Source organism: Rhodobacter capsulatus (genome assembly GCF_005144475.1).
Lineage (GTDB): Bacteria > Pseudomonadota > Alphaproteobacteria > Rhodobacterales > Rhodobacteraceae > Rhodobacter > Rhodobacter capsulatus_C.
Window position 1 is genome coordinate 199,240 of record NZ_SWJZ01000008.1, and the last position, 17,603, is coordinate 216,842.

Sequence of the window (17,603 nt, forward strand, 5' to 3'; positions counted from 1 at the left end):
TCTGGCCCGGCCGCGCGTCAAGATGCTGTGGCGGAAAGCAGGGCTTCCTCCAACAGAGTGTCACCCAACGGCATGACCGCGCCCGTTGCCGTCCAAAGCAGAACGCAGTCGACGGCGCGGCCCGGATAGATCTGCCGCAGCGCGGCGCGATAGGCCGCCATCTGCCGCGTCAGCCCCAGCGGCACCTCGGCCGCGGTTTTCGGCACGACGGCATTCGACTTGTAGTCCAGCACCCGGATGCGGTCGGGCCCGATCTGCAGCCGGTCGATGATCCCGTGCAGCCGCTGCCCGCCCAGTTCCGGCAGCTCGGCGGTCAGCTCCACCTCGGCCAGCGTGTCGGGGCCAAGGAACCCGGCCTGTTCGACCGCCGTCAGCACCTGCCGCGCCCGGGTCAGAAGCGCGTCGATTTCGTCGGGAAAGGCTCTGTCAGGGCCGAAACCAAGCAGCGACTGCGCCAGATCCGGCCAGGTTTCCGACGGCGCTTGCGGCAGATGTTCCAACAGCAGGTGCAACTGCCGCCCGCGCAGCATCGCCGCTTCGGTCGAAAGGTCCGCCGTTTCCCCGGGCAAGGCCTTCGGCCCGCCCAGATCCGAGGCCGACAGCGCCTTGGCCGCTTTCGGCACGGCGGAAACGCGGTCCCGCGCCCAGTCGGGCAGGTCGATCCGCGCCACCTCGGCGGCGGCGACCGGCGTGCCATTTTCGGGCCAGTCGCCATGCGCAAACCGCAAGACCGGGCCCAGCGCCTGCAAGGGTTCGGACAGCGCCGAAACCGTCTCTGTTCCGGCCGCTTTCATCCCCTCGGACACCAGCGCATGCCAGCTTTCGGCGCCCTCCTCCTCGTCGCCCGCGGTGGCGACGATCAACCATTTCTCCGCCCGCGTCATCGCCACATAAAGCAGCCGCAGCCGTTCGTGTCTTTGCCGCTCCAAAGCCTCGGCCTGCGCCTGCGCCAGCACGGGCGGCAGCGTCGCCGCGGCGGATTTCCAGAACGGAACGCCCTCGGCCGCCAGCACCTCGCCGCGCTGCGAATTGCGCAGCTTCGCCGTGTCGGGCAGGATCACGATCGGCGCCTCGAGCCCCTTCGAGCCATGCACCGTCATCACCCGCAGCGCGGTGCCCGCACTGTCGGATTGTCGCTTGATCTCGATCTCGTCGGCGCCGAGCCAGACCAGAAAGCCGGTCAGGCTGGGCACTTCGGTCTGTTCATAGGCCAAAGCCTGCGCGATCAGCGCGTCGATCCCCTCCTCGGCCTCGGCGCCCAGCCGCGCCACCAGCCGCTTGCGGCCCTCGTGCCGGGTCAGAAGCCGCTCGATCAGATCATAGGGGCGCAGGAAATCCGCCCGATCCAGAAGATCGCGCAGCACGGTCAGCGTGGCCTCGTCGCCCGCCTCGCGCAGCGCCGCCCAAAGATAGCCCTTGCGCGGCTGCGCCAGACGGAAAAGCCGGTCCTCGCTCCAGCCAAACAGCGGCGATCGCAGCGCCTCGGCCAGGGACAGATCGTCCTCGGGCGTCGCCAGAAAGGCCAGAACAGAGACGATATCCTTGACCGCCAGCTCTCCGCCAAGCTTGAGCCGATCCGCCCCGGCAACCTCGAGGCCCTGCGCCTTGCAGGCGAGGATGATTTCGTAAAACAGCCCGGACCGGCGTTGCACAAGGATCAGGAAATCCCCGGCGCTGACCGGCCGCGGACCGTCGCGCCCCGGAAGCTGCACCCCGGCATCCACCATCGCGCGGATCTCGGCGGCAATCGCCCGGGCCAGCACGACGGGCGCGGTATCGGCCCCGGGCCGGTCGACGGGATCGTCCCAGGCCTCGGGTTCGGTCTTGTCGGGTTTCGGCACCACGGGCCAAAGATCGACCCGGCCGGGAAGGTTGTCGTGAAACGCCAGATGTTCCGGGGCACCGCCCAGCGCCAGCGCGGGATCGCCGCGGAAGGTCAGATCGACGAGCCGCAGGATCGCCAGCGACGAGCGGAAGGAATGCAGCAGCGCCGCATCCTGAAGCGGACGGGAAATCGCCTCGAACTTGGCGGAAAACAGGCTCTTCATCGCCTCGAAATGGGTGAGGTCGGCGCCCTGAAAGGAATAGATCGACTGCTTGCGATCCCCCACCACAAAGATCGTGCGGCGGCTGTCCCGCGCCCCGTCACCCGAGGTGAATTCGTCGGCCAGCCGCTCGATCACCCGCCATTGCCCGGGTGACGTGTCCTGCGCCTCATCGACCAGGATGTGATCGATGCCGCCATCCAGCCGGAACAGCACCCATTGCGCCACGGAAGGATCGGACAAAAGCGCCCCGGCCCGGTCGATCAGATCGTCGAAATCGAGCCAGCCGCCCTGCGCCTTCTTCAACGCCAAAGCGCGCAGCAGCACCTGGGCGAACTCATGCAACGCCAGCGTCCGGAAAAGCGTCGCAAGGGCATTTTGCTGCTCTTTCGCCCAACGTACCCGCTCGGCCGTCTCAAGGAAGTCCTCGGCAAGATCGGGACCGAAGGCCTCGATCGCACCTTTGGTCAGAAGCTTGGAGGAGACACGGCTGCCATCCTTGACGAGACAAAGATCGGCAAGGCGCGTCAGATCCGTCGGCCCCGGCGCCACGAGATCAAGCTGCGACAGCTGCGCCGCCAGCGTTTTCATCGTCGCCGATTGCGTTTTCAGCAGCGGAATCGCCTCGGCAATCACCCGATCGGTGCCGGGCAGAAAGACCGCATCGGGCAGGGTATCGAGGCGCAGATCCGGGGGAAGCCCCAGCACCTTGCGCAGGTCGGCCTCGGTCACCCGACGTGAAAAAGCGTCTCTGTCATGGCTGATTTCCGCGATCATGCCGGTCAGATCGGCGCCGGTGAAGAGCTGCAGGAAGCGATCGAACACCGGCCGATCCGCGCCTGAGGCGATCTCTTCCAGAACCTCCTCGCGCATCCGCGCGGCGGTGCGGTCGTCGATTTCGGCAAAACCGTGCGAGACCCCGGCTTCCAGCGGAAACCGCCGCAACAGCGCGCCGCAAAAGGCGTGGATGGTCTGGATCTTCAACCCGCCCGGGGTCTCGATCGCCTGCGCGAAAAGCCGCCGCGCCCGGGCCAGGCTTTCCGCATCCAAAGGCCCGCAGTCGCCCAAAGCCGCAAGTTGCGCCCGCAGATCGGCATCGGGCAGCATCGCCCAGTCGCCAAGGCGCTTCAAAAGCCGGTTTTGCATCTCGGCCGCGGCGGCCTTCGTGTAGGTCAGGCACAGAACTTTTTGCGGCTCTGTTCCGGCCAAAAGCAGCCTTGCGACACGATCGGTCAGCACCTTGGTCTTGCCCGATCCGGCATTGGCGGCCAGCCAGGTCGAGGCCGCGGGATCGGCGGCCTGAACCTGCCGTTCGCTGGCGGGGTTGCGCGTGGTCATCCGACATCCTCCGGAACCGGCACATCGGTGATATCCCATTCGCCGAAGCGGGACAGGTGGTCATAATCTCCGAGATCGCGGCTCATCTGCATCGCCCGTCGGGCCGCGAAGCCCTGCGACCGTTCAAGATACCGCGTGATGAGCCCCTGCAACCGGGTCCAGGTCTGTTCGACATCGTCGCGACCAAGGGCCAGCATGCGACACTCGCCGCTGCCGCCCAGATGCACATAGCTCATCCCCGCAACCTGCCGCGGCCCGATCTGGGCAAAGGCGCCGCGTTCGATCATCGCCGCTTCCAGCAGAAGCTGCTTGTCGAAATGCCGGACCTCCGCCTCTTTCGGGGGGGGGCCGGATTTGTAATCGTACACAAGCGCGGTGCCGTCATCGTGCAGATCGATGCGATCCGGCCGCGCCGTCAAGGTGACCCCCGAGACGCCAAGCTCGATCGAGGCCGAGGTCTCGATCACCGCCGGCGTCGCTTCCGCGCGCCGCTGCGCTTCTTGCGCGACCAGCTGCGGCGCGATCCTGAGCAGACGATGCAGCCAGAGCCGTTGCGTCGAAGGCCAGGGGATCATCTCCTGCAACACCGTCTCGGCAAGTTCGGAGAGGTGTTTTTGGCTTTGTTCGAGACTTTTTGCCGGATCAAACCCCTTGACGAACGCCTCGACGACACGATGCAGCGCCTCGCCGCGCAGACGCGGATTCGGACCGGGTTTCAGCGGGTCCAGCGGGCGCAGGCGCAGGATTCGCGCGGCATAGATCGCATAGGGATCGCGGATCAGCGTCTTGATCGCGGTCACGGGAAGCTGGCGCGGACGCGCCTCGGCCGGCGGGCGCGGTGCAGGCCGGGGCGCGGGCGCGATGCGCTCGGGCGGCAGATCAAGCCGGGACGCCATGTCCAGGAACCGCGCGCCGCGCGCCCGCATCTGCGCCAAAGCCTCGGGGCCGTGCGCCGCGGTCAAGCCCCCCGCAAGGTTGAGGAGCCTGTTCAACCAGCGCGAGGGCACGGTTTCCGCCTCGCTGTCGCGACGCGCGCGGGTCAGCACGACTTCGGGCGCCGCAATCGCCTGCTGGAAGTCATGCGCGGAAAGGCCGATCTGCCGTTCGGGCAATAACAGACCCGCATCAAGCCGCATTTTCCGGCTGAGCCAGGGATCGGGCGACGGCGCCTCGGGCCAGCTTTTTTCATTCAGACCGGCGAGAATGACCACCTCGGCCCCATGCGCCCGCGCCTCGAGCGTGCCAAGGAAAGACACAAGCGGGTGCGCCGCAAGGGTCGAGCGCACCTGAACGTCTTGCAAAAGCGTGTCGATCAGATCGGCGAAATTCGCAGCACTGAGGCCAAGCCCGGTTTCGTCCTGCGCGGCAAGATCGGAGAGGGTTCGAAACGCCGCCTGACCGGCCTCGCCCAACCAGAGTTCGCTTGCGGCAACGGTCCCGCCCGGCCCCGCGGCAAAGCCGTCGAGAAGAGCCAAAAGCGTCTCTAACCAGGCTGAAATCGGATGATCTCCACCGGCGGGGACGGCGTCGATCAAGGCCGCCAGCCAATCGCACCATTGCTGCCGCTCGGGATCATCGGTTCCGCCCCAAGCGCGCAAGGTCTGGGCATCCGGAAAGGCGGGGCCCTTGCGACGCAACGCGAGTTCGAATTCGCGCGTCAGCCGCAAATGGGCCCCGCGCAGGGCCGATCCCGTCGCCACCAACGGGTGTTTGAGGATGACAAGCAGGCTTTCCATCGAGATCTTGCGCCCGAGCAGCCGCGCAAGATGCCGGATCAGACGGCCGGGCGCGGTCAGCGGCAGCGGTTGACCGGCGGAATCATCGGGAACAATCGACCAGCGGTCCAAGGCGGCCGCGACGCGACGGGTCAGCATGCGATCGGGGCTGATCAGAGCCGCCTTTTTCCCCCGGAACACCGCTTCCCGCAGAACCAGCGCGATCGCCAGCGACTCCTGGCGCGGATCGACGGCCTCGATCAGCGCCATCTGCGCGCAGGCGGCGGGCAGATCCGAAAAGGCTTGCCCTTCCCGCATCCATTGATCGGTGACCGGCGCGGGGCGCAGCGCCAGCGAGACCAGCGCATTGCGGTCAGGCGCGTCCGGTTGCGTTTCGGTCCAGCGGGCCACCTGCGCCGGCGAAAGCGCCAGCCCGTCCAGCAAGGCACGAAATCGGAATTGCGGGTGATCTTCGATCGGAACCGGGCCGGAACAGAGACTGTTCCACGCCATCTCGGGCATGTCGAAATCGAAGCCGGGCAGGACCAGAACGCCTTGCGGCAGAGAGGCGACCGCCTGCATCAAAAGCCGCGTCGCCCCGCGTGACCCGGTGGAGCCCGCAAGGATGATGCGGTCCAGCGGGGGATTTTCGGCCCAGATCCGCGCCATCGTCTCGACGACACGTCGCTGCCGCCCCTCGGTGTCAAGCTCGGTCTCGAAATAGCGCGACACGATGCGGATGAAAGCCAGGCTTTGGCGCCAATGTTCCGCATGCGAGGCCTGAATGTCGAGACGTTCGAGAACGTCGGGATGCACGCCTTCGCTTTGCATCTCGGCCAGCAGGGCCAGCAGGCTGTCGGTCAGGCTGAAAATGCCGGATCCGGTCTCGAACCCGGGCAGGCCGCGGGCGAGACGGTCCACCAGGCAGGCCAGTTCCAACTTGCGATGCAGCGACGGAACCGGCGCGGGCAGCCCGGGCAGCGGCAGCCGGGCCAGATCCGAAACCAGCTCGATCCGGGGCAGAAAGCGGGTGCCAAGGCCGTCGAATTCCTCGCGGACACGTCGGCTCATCCGCCCGGCGTTGAGGATCAGCCGAACGCGGGCCATCGCTTCGGGCGGTTCATCCCGCATCCGATGGACAAGGCCACGCACCAGGTCGCGCGCAAAATCGACGCCGGGCGGCAGGGCGAAGACATGCGGATCAGCGGGCGGCATCTGACAAAAGCCCCTCGGCAAGCGAAATGCACTCGGGGCGGCCGACGTCACACCAGCCGCCGGGATGCACCATGCCATAGGCGCGCCCCTCGGAGAGGATCCGGTTCCAGAGCAGATTGAGCGAGAAGACCGGATCCGGAATCGTCTCTATTCCAGCCGGAGTCAGGATTTGCGCCCCGGTATAAACATAGCCCGTGCCGCGGCTGATCCGGCCATCGGGCGCCAGCGCGAAATCCCCGGCACCGGTGTAGCCCAGCGCGGTTTCGCGCGGGACAAGCGCCAGAAGGGCGGACATCCGATCGCCGTCCCAGGCCTGCGAAAGCGCGCCGAGCACATTCGGCCCGGTCCAGACCGCATCGGTGTTGAGGGTGAAAACCGGCCCGGGACCAAGAAGCGGCAGCGCCTTGCGCAGCCCGCCGCCGGTTTCCAGCAGAAGATCGGTTTCGTCGGACAACAACACTTCGGTTCCGGCCAGATGCGCGACGATCTGATCGGCGCGATAATGCACATTGGCGACGACGCGACCGATACCGGCCGTCCGCGCCAGATCAAGCGCATGGTCCAGGAGCGGCTTGCCCGCCACCTCGAGCAGCGGTTTCGGCCGGTGCAGGGTCAATTCGCGCATCCGCGTGCCAAGACCGGCCGCGAAAAGCATCAGCGCATCGGGTGTTGACCGCATTGCCGTCTCATCCTTTCCAGCAGCGCCGCATCGGGCGGCAGCAGCGCTTGTGTCACCACCGCGCGCAGCGGCGCAAGGGCTTCGTGGGCCAGATTGCGCTGCAACTGGTCCCAGACCCGCGGGATCAGATCGACGTAACCGGGCTTGCCGAGGCCGAGACAGAGCCGCGCGAAGATGCCAAGGATGCGCAGTGCCCGTTGCGCCCCGATCACGGCGAAGGCCTGCCCGAGGTCCGCCGCATCCAGCCCGCGCCCGGCGGCGTAACGGTGCAATTCGGCGGCAATGATGGCGGGCGAGACGTCGCGGCGGGCGTCCTGCAGGGCCGAGACGAGATCGTAAGCCGGATGGGTGGCAACGGCATCCTGAAAGTCGAGCAGGCCCAGACGCGCGGCGCCGTTGCGACCGGGCAACCAGATCACGTTTTCGGCGTGGAAATCGCGCAGCGACAGAACCGGCGGCAACGGAGAAAGGTCCTCGCACAGGCGGGTGACAAGGGGCGCGATCGCCTCGGCCGCGGCGGGATCGCGCAGCGGATACCAGTCGCGGGCCAGCGACACGAGCGCGCCAAGACCCGTCGCATCAAGGCGGGGAACGAAATCGGGCGGCGGCAGGCGGTGCAGATCGAGCAGGAAATCGGTGATCGCGGCGTAATGCCCGGCCTCGGCTTGGGGATCTTGCCGCAACAGCCGGGCAAGCTGATCGTCGCCGAAATCTTCAAGCAGCATCAGCCCGGTCTCGGTGTCGATGCCGAAAATCCGCGGCGCGGAAAAGCCCTGCGCCAGCAGCCAGGCGTCGATGCGCTGAAACCGCCGCATTTCCTCGCCCGGCGGGGCGATCATCAGAACGGCGGTGCTGCCGGTGCGATGCAGCCTTTCGTAACGGCGGGCCGAGGCATCCCCGGCCAGGGGGCGGCGCGCGGCTTCGGCCCAGCCGAAACGGGTCAGGAAAGCGGAGATTTCGGGCTCGGTCGTGGCCATGTCAGGCCTGCCCGAAAGCCGTCAGACGCGGCACCCAATCGGCCGCGCCGCGCAGGCGAACCCGCCGCGATACACCGGCCTCAACCAACGAAAACTGCAGGAACAGAGCCTTTTCGGGCGCCAGATCGCCCAGACGTTCGGGCCATTCGATCAGACAGATCGCCGTGTCGAAAGCCTCCTCCAGACCAAGTTCGATGGCTTCATCCGGATGGGTCAGGCGATAAAGATCGGCATGCCAGATCTCGGGATCGGCGCCATAAACCTGCACCAGGGTAAAGGTGGGCGAGGGCACGTCTTCGGTCACCCCCAGCCGGGCGCGGATCAGCGCGCGGGCGAAATGGGTCTTGCCCGCGCCGATCGGACCCTCGAGCAACAGCACATCCCCGGCCCGCAACAGCCGGGCCATCGCGATGCCGAAGCCTTCGGTGGCATCGGCATCGGGCAGATCGAGAGACAGAAGAACGGGGGCGTTTTGCATGGCCGCACTCTAGCGGCCCTGCCCCCCGCGGCAAGCCCCTTAACTGGCCAGAACCTTCACCGGACGTTCCTCGTCGAAGATCGCCCGGCTGTGCGGGTCCAGGGTCACGACACCCTTCGGCAGAAAGCTGGCCATCATCGCGCCGCCGGTCATCGGCGCGAAGCGGCAGCCGATCATCATGCCGTCTTCGCGACGCCGCACCGTTCCCTCGATCAGCGACCGCTGGCCGATGCGGTTGTTGAACCCCCGCGCCGACGCCCAAAGGTCCGAGCCGTCGCATTTGCCCTGCCAGAGCCGGACCGCATCCAGAATGGTGGTGCGACGCAGCGACGTGTCAGTTTCCACGCCCCAAAGCCGGTCATAGGCGGCGTTCGAGGCCGTCAGCTCGCCCGAGGGCTGGAACACCGCCACCGCCTCGCTCATCATGTCGAGGATTTCCTGGCCCTGTTCCAGTTCCGCCCGGAAGCGGCGGGTCAGCGACACTTCGGAGGAGATATCCTCGAACAGGAAGGCCACGGCGCCATCGGGATGCGGACGGCCGGTGACGCGATAGGTCTGACCCGAGGGCAGCATCCAGGTTTCGGAATGGAAGCCCGCGGCGGCGGCCTGTTCCAGCTCGGTCATCTTCAGCCGCCAGCTGCGATAATCCTTCGGCTCGGGCATCATCCGCGCCTCGCGCAGACGGTCGAGAAAGGCGTAAAGCGTCGGCCGGTTCGACAGGAAATCGGTGCCAAGCTGGGTCAGATCGATCAGCGCCGGGTTGAACAGCTGCAGCTGCCGCGACCGGTCAAAGATCGCCAGACCGATCGGCAGATCGGCAAAGGTCTTGGTCAGCGTCTGCACGAAGTCGCGCAGCGCCTTTTCCGCCCGCACCGTCGAGTCGGCCGGCAGGGCGAAATGCAGCGCGCCCTTGTCCATCGGGAAGGAATGGCAATCGAACCAGGCCGCCCGTTGATCGCCATCATCCAGGCGCAGCCGCCGCGGTCCGGTGTGCCGGGCGTTTTCATCCATCTGGAACAGCCGCGGCAAGGGCCAAAGCATGGCCTCCTCGGTCTCGGCAAAGGCGCCCGAGCGCAGCACATAGGCGCGGTTCGCCCAGGTGATCGTGCCGGTCTCGTCCTCGCGCCAGATCAGCGTCGGCGCCCGGTCGAGCGTCAGCCGCATCAGGTCCAGCTCGTCTTCCAGCGCGCGTTGCGACAGGCCGTCGACCAGAACGCCACGGCCCTCTGCCTCGGGATCGATGAGGGTGAGTCGCGCGAGGCCATTCACCTCTTCGGCGATCAGCTTGATCTGCGTCCGCCGTCCCTCTTCGGGTTTCGACACCAGCTCGATCCGGCCGCGTTCGGCCAGGGTCAGCATCACGGCCTCGAACCCGTCGAACCGCGGCGCGACAAAGGCAAGGAAGCGCGCCCAATCCGACAGAGCCATCGGCGAGGCCTCCAGCAGCGCCCGCGCCGGGCCGGTCGCGTCAACCAGATCCTGATCGTCAAACAGGAACACCGTCTGTTCCAGCACCGGATGCGTCGCCACCCGTGCATCCGGGCCGGTCTTGCGCGCCGAAACCATGCTCAGCAGCAGCAACGCCAGAAGCGACGATCCGACCGAGGTCGCAACGATCAGCATCGCCTGGAAAATCTCAATCTGCATGACTGCAGCCCTCTCGCCTGTCCCGCAGTCATGATTGATGAATAAAGGTTAATGTGCCGTTAAGTTAACGAGCAATTATGATCATCAGGCGGTGATCGGAACATTCTCGCCCAGCGGCCCGGTTTCGGGGGCGATCAGACGGCCGATGTGCCAGCGCAGCTCCACCACCGCGCCCGAGCGCCGCGGCACCGGGGCATTCTTCTGATAGGGCTCGGAGCCGTTCGCGAATCGCAGCTTCGCCCCGGTGCGCTCCAACAGCGTCTTGGCGATGAACAGACCGAGCCCCATGCCCTCGTATTCCTTGCGCTCGGCCGAGCGGGTCGAGATGAAGGGATCGCCGATGCGGTTGAGAACGCTGGGCGAATAGCCGCGGCCGTCGTCGGTGACGCGCACGATGATGCTGCGATCGGTCCATTCCGCATCGACCCAGACCGTGGTCTGCGCGAAATCGACGGCGTTCTGGATCAGGTTGCGCAGCGCATGCACCAGCTCGGGATAGCGATAGATCGTCGGTTGCCGTTCCGATCCGCCCTCGCCCGGGACGACGTCGAAATAGATCATCTTGCCACGGTCCAGATGCGGCTCGGCGGCCTCGCGCAGCACCGCCAGCAGCGGCGCCGTGCGCAGATGCACATCATCCTTGCCCGCCCGCCCCATCGAGCGCAGGATGTCGCGGCAGCGTTCGGCCTGTTCACGGATCAGCACCGCATCGTCATGCAATTCGGGATCGTCGATCAGCTCCTCGGCCAGTTCGGTCGAGACCAGCTTGATCGTCGCAAGGGGCGTGCCCAGCTCATGCGCCGCCGCCGCCACAACCCCGCCCAGATCGGTCAGTTTCTGCTCGCGCGAGAGCGCCATTTGCGTGGCAAACAGCGCATCTGACATAGAATGGATCTCCTGCGCGATCCGGTGGGCATAGGCGCCAAGGAAGATCACGCCGATCACGATCGCCACCCAGGAGCCGAATTCGATCATCGGCGGCACCCCGATATAGCCGCCGTCGCGGGTCTGCAGCGGCTCGTTGAACACCGCGACAAAGGTGATCATCGCGATCGTCGCCCCGCCCAGAAGCAGCGTCGGGCGCAGCTTCAGCGCCGTCGCGGCAATCGTCACCGGCACCAGGATCAACAGCGCGAAGGGGTTGTTCAGCCCGCCGGTCAGCGACAGCAACAGCGCCAGCTGTGCGGTGTCGAACAGCAGCGTCGCCGTCACCTCGGCCTGCGACAGCCGCCGGGATTCCGGGTAAAGATAGATCGCCGCGATGTTGGCCGCGACCGCGAAACCGATCGTGCCGATGCACATCGGCAGGTTCAACGCGATGTCGTAATAGCCATAAGCCGCAATCAGCGCCGCCAGCTGACCGACCACCGCGGCCCAGCGCAACAGGATCAGCGTCCGCAGCCGGACCCATTCCTGATGGCTCAAACTTGCCGACATGTCGAATTCCGGCCGGTCGACAGCCCTCATCATATCTGCCATCGTCGTCCCCACCGTCTCACCCTTACCGCAACCCCTTGATATTCCCGTTGCGCTGCGCAATCAATCTCCAGCACGTGAAGGAGAGGCGATGAACGTTTCGAGCAAGACCGCCGCGCTGGCTGCCACGGCAGCCGTCGTCGTCGTGGTTGGCATCTCTGCCGCCGTGTCCTTCCTCCCCGCGCAGACGGATCGCCTTGCCGCCTGCCGCACGGGCACCGGCAGCGCCTCGGCGCAGATCGGCGGCCCGTTCACGCTGGTTTCGGAAACCGGCGTCCCCGTGACCGACCGCGACGTGATCACCCGGCCCAGCCTCGTCTACTTCGGCTACACCTATTGCCCGGATGTCTGCCCGATCGACAGCACCCGCAATGCCGCCGCCGTCGATCTGCTGGCCAAACGCGGCCATGAGGTGACGCCGGTGTTCATTTCCGTCGATGCCGCGCGGGATACGCCGCCCGTGCTGACGGAATTCACCGATCTGATGAGCCCGAAAATGATCGGCCTGACCGGAACGCCCGAGCAGATCGACGCGGCGGTGCGGGCCTACCGGGCCTATTACCTGATCCGCAATCCCGGCGATCCGGCGACGCTGGTCGATCACTCGACCCAGACTTATCTGATGGATCCGAAGCTTGGCTTTCTCGATTATTATGATCGCGATGCCACGCCCGAAAGGGTGGCCGAAAGTGTCGGATGCTTCCTTGACGCGCTGCAGACCCCCGGGGATACCCCCGCGGCGGGCAACGGAAATTGACCAGCGCAAAATATAGCTTTAGAACCGAAAAAGAGGGTGAAAGGGGGGAGCCATGGCCGAAGAGGAATTCGCCGAACTCGGAAGCGACAGGTCGCTGCTTCTGGTCGATGACGATAATGCGTTCCTGACCCGCCTTGCGCGCGCGATGGAAAAGCGCGGGTTTCAGACGGAAATTGCCGAAACGGTTTCGGCCGGCAAGGCGATCGTGCAGAACCGGGCACCGGCCTATGCGGTGATCGACCTGCGTCTGGAAGACGGCAACGGTCTGGAAGTGGTGGAAGCCCTGCGCGAACGCCGCCCCGAGGCGCGGATCGTCGTGCTGACCGGCTATGGCGCCATTGCCACCGCCGTTGCGGCGGTGAAAATGGGCGCGACGGATTATCTGTCGAAACCGGCCGATGCGAATGACATCACCAATGCGCTTTTGGCCAAGGGTGAAGCCCTGCCGCCGCCGCCGGAAAATCCGATGAGCGCCGACCGCGTGCGGTGGGAGCATATCCAGCGCGTTTACGAGCTTTGTGACCGCAATGTTTCGGAAACGGCACGTCGTCTGAATATGCACCGTCGCACGCTGCAGCGGATTTTGGCCAAACGCAGCCCGCGATAAACAAATATATCTTGATTGCGCGAACATAATATTCGATATCCATGAAACCACTCACTGGAGGATTTCATGGATATCGACGCGCTTTCTCTCAACGAACTCAAGGCGCTGCGGTCCAAGGTCGACCGTGCCATCGTCACCTACGAAGAACGGAAGAAAAAGGAAGCCTACGCCGAACTCGACGAGATCGCGCGCAAGATGGGCTATCCGCTGGCGGAAATCCTGACCATGGTCGATGCGAAACCGCGCAAGACCGTTGCCGCGAAATATGCCAACCCCGCAAATCCGGCCGAAACCTGGACCGGCCGCGGCCGCAAGCCGAAATGGGTCGAGGCCGCGCTGGCTTCGGGCAAGACGCTGGAAGATCTGACGATCTGATCAGGCTTCGGTCTTCAGCCATTCGATGAAAATCTTGGCCGCCGGGTTCAACCGACCCGGCGGTCTTACGATATAATAGCCCAGGCTTTCCTCGGTCAGCTCGTGGATTTTCACCAGCCAGCCGAGTTTCAGATCCTCGACGATCAGCGCCTCGGTTTCCAGATGCAGGCCGATCCCTTCACGGGCGGCGGCCAGCGCCAATTCCTCGTTCGGAAAATCGACGAATTTCAGCGCCGCCGGAACCAGCCCCATCGATTCCAGCAATTGCATCTGTTCCGGCCAATCGCCCTCGCGCACCCAGGGCAGCATCGCCATTTCCCGCAAGGACAGTTTCTTTCGTCCGCCCAGCAATTCCGGCGCCGCCACCACAACCTGAGGGGCAGCGGTCAGAAACTCGGAAATCACCCCGGGCCATTTGCCGATGCCAAAACGAATGCCGATATTCGCGCCGATTTCCTTCAGATCGACCAGCCGCGCATCGGGCAAAAGCGACAGCGGAATATCGGGATGACGCTTCCAGAACCGCGCCAGCCGCGGCATCAGCCATTCCGAGGCGAAAACCGGCGGCACCGTCACCGAAAGCGCCTTTTCGCTGGTATCGGCGCGCAGCATTTCCGCCGCCGATTGTATCATCGAAAACCCGTCCGCCAGCGCCTTGGCGAAGCGTTCGCCCTCGGGCGTCAGGTGCAGATGCTTGCCGTCCCGCCAGACCAGCGGCACGTCCAGATCGGTCTCCAGCGCGCGGACTTGTTGCGCAATCGCAGCGTGGGTCACATTCAGCTTGCGCGCCGCGGCACTGAACCCGCCCTCGCTTGCCGTTGCGGCAAAGGCGCGCAGCGCCGTCAGCGGCGGCATGCGCCGCCAGTCGATTTCGCTCATCTGTTAGCTCACCTATCACCTGTGGAAAAATTCCTGACTCGCCTTGCGGCCTGCGTCAAGGCATTGAAGAGGGACAGAGAGAAAAGGAGATCCGCGATGTTCCGGATTCTTGAAGAAGTGATGGCCCTTGCCATGGGTGGCTATGCCCCCCGCGCCCGCAACGCTGGCGAATACAAGTTCAACCGCTGAGAGCACTCAGCAAGGCATGGTGACGCGCGGTAAAGGCTGCGCGCACCTCGGGCGGGGGACGCAGGCGGATCGCCAGACCCCGCACAAGGACAGGATCGGGCTTTCCGAAGATCCTGTCCGCCTCGGCCTCTGAAAATCCCGCGATCTGTTCGGCTTCCAGCCGCGCTGAGACTGTATCCGCCGCCTTGATCGCGCGTTTGATCGGGGCAGGCAGCACGCCGGGCAGGCCAAAGCGCAGATGCACCGCCGCGGTCAGCCGGTCATCCAGCTCCACATAGCCCTTGCCGATCGCCGCCTTGACCGGGGTGATCATGTCGCCCAGCACATATTCGGGCGCGTCATGCAGCAAAGCGGCCAGCCGCCAGCGTTCGCCGATCCCGGGATTGGCGCGGGCGAAAAGTTCCTCGACCAGCAGCGAATGTTCCGCCACCGAATAGGCGTAATCGCCCGTCGTCTGGCCGTTCCAGCGCGCGACAAAGGCGAGGCCGTGGGCGATATCCTCGATCTCGATGTCCATCGGCGTCGGGTCGAGCAGATCCAGCCTGCGCCCCGACAGCATCCTCTGCCACGCCCGTTTCATCACGCCCCCCGTTTACCCCCTGCTAGCCAAAGCGAAAGGGACTGTAAACGTCGCAGGTTCGCTTCGTTGCGCCACCGGGCTCAAGATGCTATGCAACCGCCGACTGAAATTCGAGGAGCGCCCGATGGCAGATTACATCGTCAAGGATATCAAGCTGGCCGACTTCGGCCGCAAGGAACTGGATATTGCCGAAACCGAAATGCCGGGCCTGATGGCCTGCCGCGAGGAATTCGGCAAAAGCCAGCCGCTGAAAGGCGCCCGCATCGCCGGTTCGCTGCACATGACGATCCAGACCGCGGTGTTGATCGAAACGCTCAAGGCGCTTGGCGCCGATGTGCGTTGGGCCTCGTGCAACATCTTCTCGACCCAGGACCACGCCGCCGCCGCCATCGCCGCGGGCGGCACGCCGGTCTTTGCCGTCAAGGGCGAGACGCTGGAAGAATACTGGGCCTACACGGACAAGATCTTCCAGTTCCCGGAAGGCACCTGCAACATGATCCTGGATGATGGCGGCGATGCGACGCTCTACATCCTGCTTGGCGCCCGCGTCGAAGCTGGCGAAACCGACCTGATCGCCACGCCGACCTCGGAAGAGGAAGTCTGCCTGTTCAACCAGATCAAGAAGCGCATGGTCGAAACCCCCGGCTGGTTCACCCAGCAGCGCGCGGCGATCAAGGGCGTTTCGGAAGAAACCACGACGGGCGTGCATCGTCTTTACGACCTGCACAAGAAAGGGCAGCTGCCCTTCCCGGCGATCAACGTCAATGACTCGGTCACCAAGTCGAAATTCGACAACAAATACGGCTGCAAGGAATCGCTGGTCGACGGCATCCGCCGCGCCACCGACACGATGATGGCGGGCAAGGTCGCCGTCGTCTGCGGGTATGGCGACGTGGGCAAGGGCTCGGCCGCCTCGCTGCGCGGCGCGGGCGCCCGGGTGAAGGTGACCGAAGTCGATCCGATCTGCGCGCTGCAGGCCGCGATGGACGGCTATGAAGTCGTCGTGCTGGAAGACGTGGTGGCGGATGCCGACATCTTCATCACCACCACCGGCAACAAGGACGTGATCCGCATCGAGCACATGCGCGAGATGAAGGACATGGCGATCGTCGGCAACATCGGCCATTTCGACAACGAAATTCAGGTCGCGGCGCTGAAGAACCACAAATGGACCAACATCAAGGACCAGGTGGACATGATCGAGATGCCCTCGGGCGCGCGGATCATCCTGCTGTCCGAAGGGCGTCTCTTGAACCTTGGCAATGCCACCGGCCACCCCAGCTTCGTGATGTCGGCCAGCTTCACCAACCAGGTTCTGGCGCAGATCGAACTGTGGACCAAGGGCGCCGAGTATCAGCCGGGCGTCTACATCCTGCCGAAATCGCTGGATGAAAAAGTGGCGCGTCTGCATCTGAAGAAGATCGGCGTGAAACTGACCACGCTGCGCCCCGATCAGGCCGACTACATCGGCGTCACCGTCGAAGGGCCGTTCAAGTCGGACCATTACCGCTACTGATCCTGCCTTTCCCGGCAGATTGCGGGGCCTTCGGGCCCCGCTTTGCGTTGCGCCCTGCCGCATCGGCAAAGACATGCCGCCGCCCGATCGGATGCGGGGATTCCCTTTGTTTCAAGGCGCGCGCGCGCCTAGGCTGCAGCCGGGGACGCAGCGCGCCGACACGGGAGAAGCAAAGATGGGCAAACGGGACACCTTGATCGCGAAATACGCCGAGGATCTGCAGGGCAAATGCGGGATCACGCCCGACATGGCGCTGTTGGAGAAAGTCACCATCGGTTGCGGACCGGCGATCTATGACCCCGATGCCGAGATCGTCGCAGCGACGCAGACATCCGAACTCGATCAAATTCGACGCAATTTTCTGATCCGGAAGCTGGGCCTGCCCGACGGCCCCGATCTGGAGGATGCGATCGATGCCGCGATCGAGACCTATGGCCGCTCGGAACCGCGGAAATATCGCGCCGTGATCTATTACATGCTGGTCCGGCATTTCCGCAGGGAAAGCCTGTATCTGTAAGTCAGATCAAGGCCTTGATCGCTGCCACATGGGCGGGTGCGGCGGCACTCGCATCGGCCAGAAGCGCGGTCAGGGTCTCGTCCATCGCCTCGGGCGCGACGATCCGGTCGATCAGCCCCCAGGACAAAGCCTCGGCCGCCTCGATCTTCTGCCCGGCCATCAGGATCATCTTGGCCCGCGCCGGACCGATCAGCGCCGCAAGACGCTTCGGGTCCGAGGGCTGCGGCAGGAACCCAAGCTTCATCACCGGATAAAAGATCTTCGCCTGCGGCACGGCAATCCGCAGATCGCAGGCCAGCGCCATCCCCATCGCGCCCCCGGCCAGGGTGCCGTTCAGCGCCGCGATGGTCAGGCAGGGCAGCGCCGCAACCGCGCCCGACAGCCGTTCCCAGACCGGATCGGTGGCCAGCCCGGCCCGGGCCTCGTCCAGATCGGCGCCCGCCGAAAACACCTTGCCGGTGCCGCGCAGCACAAGCGCATGCGCCCCGGACCGCCCGGCCGCCTCGGCCGCATCGGCAATGTCGGTCAGCATCGCCCGGGTCAGCGAATTCGCCTTTTCCGGCCGGTCGATCGTCACCGTCCAGATGCCGTCAGCCGATTTCACCTCGATCAT

The 17,603-nt window shown here is 65.2% G+C and carries 15 protein-coding genes; 5 read left to right on the top strand and 10 right to left on the bottom strand.

The features are described from left to right. Positions 1–17: 17 nt before the first annotated feature. From addA to regB, 7 genes are all read right to left on the bottom strand, one after another. Positions 18–3,383 (bottom strand): double-strand break repair helicase AddA, encoded by a 3,366-nt coding sequence (gene addA / locus FBT96_RS02180; protein ID WP_136904751.1) that lies wholly within the window; start codon positions 3,381–3,383, stop codon positions 18–20. Next, entirely contained in the window at positions 3,380–6,313 is a 2,934-nt protein-coding gene (gene addB, locus FBT96_RS02185; protein WP_136904752.1) for a double-strand break repair protein AddB, read from the bottom strand. Before addB ends, addA begins: the two co-directional genes overlap by 4 nt. Beyond that, entirely contained in the window at positions 6,300–6,992 is a 693-nt protein-coding gene (locus FBT96_RS02190) for a nucleotidyltransferase family protein (RefSeq protein ID WP_136904753.1), read from the bottom strand. Before FBT96_RS02190 ends, addB begins: the two co-directional genes overlap by 14 nt. Further along, entirely contained in the window at positions 6,968–7,969 is a 1,002-nt protein-coding gene (locus FBT96_RS02195) for an aminoglycoside phosphotransferase family protein (protein WP_136904754.1), read from the bottom strand. The genes FBT96_RS02190 and FBT96_RS02195 overlap by 25 nt, the downstream gene beginning before the upstream one ends. Position 7,970: 1 nt before the next feature. Then, positions 7,971–8,447: a tRNA (adenosine(37)-N6)-threonylcarbamoyltransferase complex ATPase subunit type 1 TsaE gene (gene tsaE / locus FBT96_RS02200; RefSeq protein WP_136904755.1), complete on the bottom strand. Its 477-nt coding sequence runs from the start codon at positions 8,445–8,447 to the stop codon at positions 7,971–7,973. A gap of 39 nt (positions 8,448–8,486) precedes the next feature. Further along, positions 8,487–10,094 (bottom strand): PAS-domain containing protein, encoded by a 1,608-nt coding sequence (locus FBT96_RS02205; protein ID WP_136904756.1) that lies wholly within the window; start codon positions 10,092–10,094, stop codon positions 8,487–8,489. Between the two features lie 84 nt (positions 10,095–10,178). Further along, a complete protein-coding gene (gene regB, locus FBT96_RS02210; protein WP_249306217.1) occupies positions 10,179–11,564 on the bottom strand; it encodes a sensor histidine kinase RegB in 1,386 nt (461 codons plus the stop codon). A gap of 97 nt (positions 11,565–11,661) precedes the next feature. Between regB and senC the strand changes: the two genes are divergently transcribed. The 3 genes from senC to hvrA all read left to right on the top strand — a co-directional run bounded on the left by senC (position 11,662) and on the right by hvrA (position 13,309). Next, positions 11,662–12,327, top strand: coding sequence for a cbb3 -type cytochrome c oxidase assembly copper chaperone SenC (senC, locus tag FBT96_RS02215; protein ID WP_136904758.1), 666 nt, complete (start codon positions 11,662–11,664; stop codon positions 12,325–12,327). 52 nt (positions 12,328–12,379) lie between these two features. Continuing rightward, the gene (locus FBT96_RS02220) at positions 12,380–12,934 is read left to right on the top strand and encodes an ActR/PrrA/RegA family redox response regulator transcription factor (protein WP_013065792.1); all 555 of its coding nucleotides are present in this window, start codon (positions 12,380–12,382) and stop codon (positions 12,932–12,934) included. A 66-nt stretch (positions 12,935–13,000) separates the two neighbouring features. Then, entirely contained in the window at positions 13,001–13,309 is a 309-nt protein-coding gene (gene hvrA, locus FBT96_RS02225) for a trans-acting regulatory protein HvrA (protein WP_136904759.1), read from the top strand. Here hvrA and FBT96_RS02230 read toward each other — a convergent pair whose 3' ends face one another. Continuing rightward, positions 13,310–14,188: a LysR family transcriptional regulator gene (locus FBT96_RS02230; RefSeq protein WP_136904760.1), complete on the bottom strand. Its 879-nt coding sequence runs from the start codon at positions 14,186–14,188 to the stop codon at positions 13,310–13,312. It lies immediately after the preceding gene. 178 nt (positions 14,189–14,366) lie between these two features. Then, positions 14,367–14,957 carry an HD domain-containing protein gene (locus tag FBT96_RS02235; RefSeq protein ID WP_136904761.1) on the bottom strand — a complete coding sequence of 197 codons (591 nt, stop codon included), beginning with the start codon at positions 14,955–14,957 and terminating at the stop codon, positions 14,367–14,369. 124 nt (positions 14,958–15,081) lie between these two features. On the opposite strand from FBT96_RS02235, the gene ahcY reads away from it, so the two are divergent. Next, a complete protein-coding gene (gene ahcY, locus FBT96_RS02240) occupies positions 15,082–16,473 on the top strand; it encodes an adenosylhomocysteinase (protein WP_055210363.1) in 1,392 nt (463 codons plus the stop codon). A 175-nt stretch (positions 16,474–16,648) separates the two neighbouring features. Continuing rightward, positions 16,649–16,990, top strand: a complete 342-nt coding sequence (locus tag FBT96_RS02245) for a DUF2853 family protein (protein WP_136904762.1) — start codon at positions 16,649–16,651, stop codon at positions 16,988–16,990. A 1-nt stretch (position 16,991) separates the two neighbouring features. On the opposite strand, the gene FBT96_RS02250 is transcribed toward FBT96_RS02245, so the two are convergent. Continuing rightward, entirely contained in the window at positions 16,992–17,603 is a 612-nt protein-coding gene (locus FBT96_RS02250; RefSeq protein ID WP_136904763.1) for an enoyl-CoA hydratase/isomerase family protein, read from the bottom strand.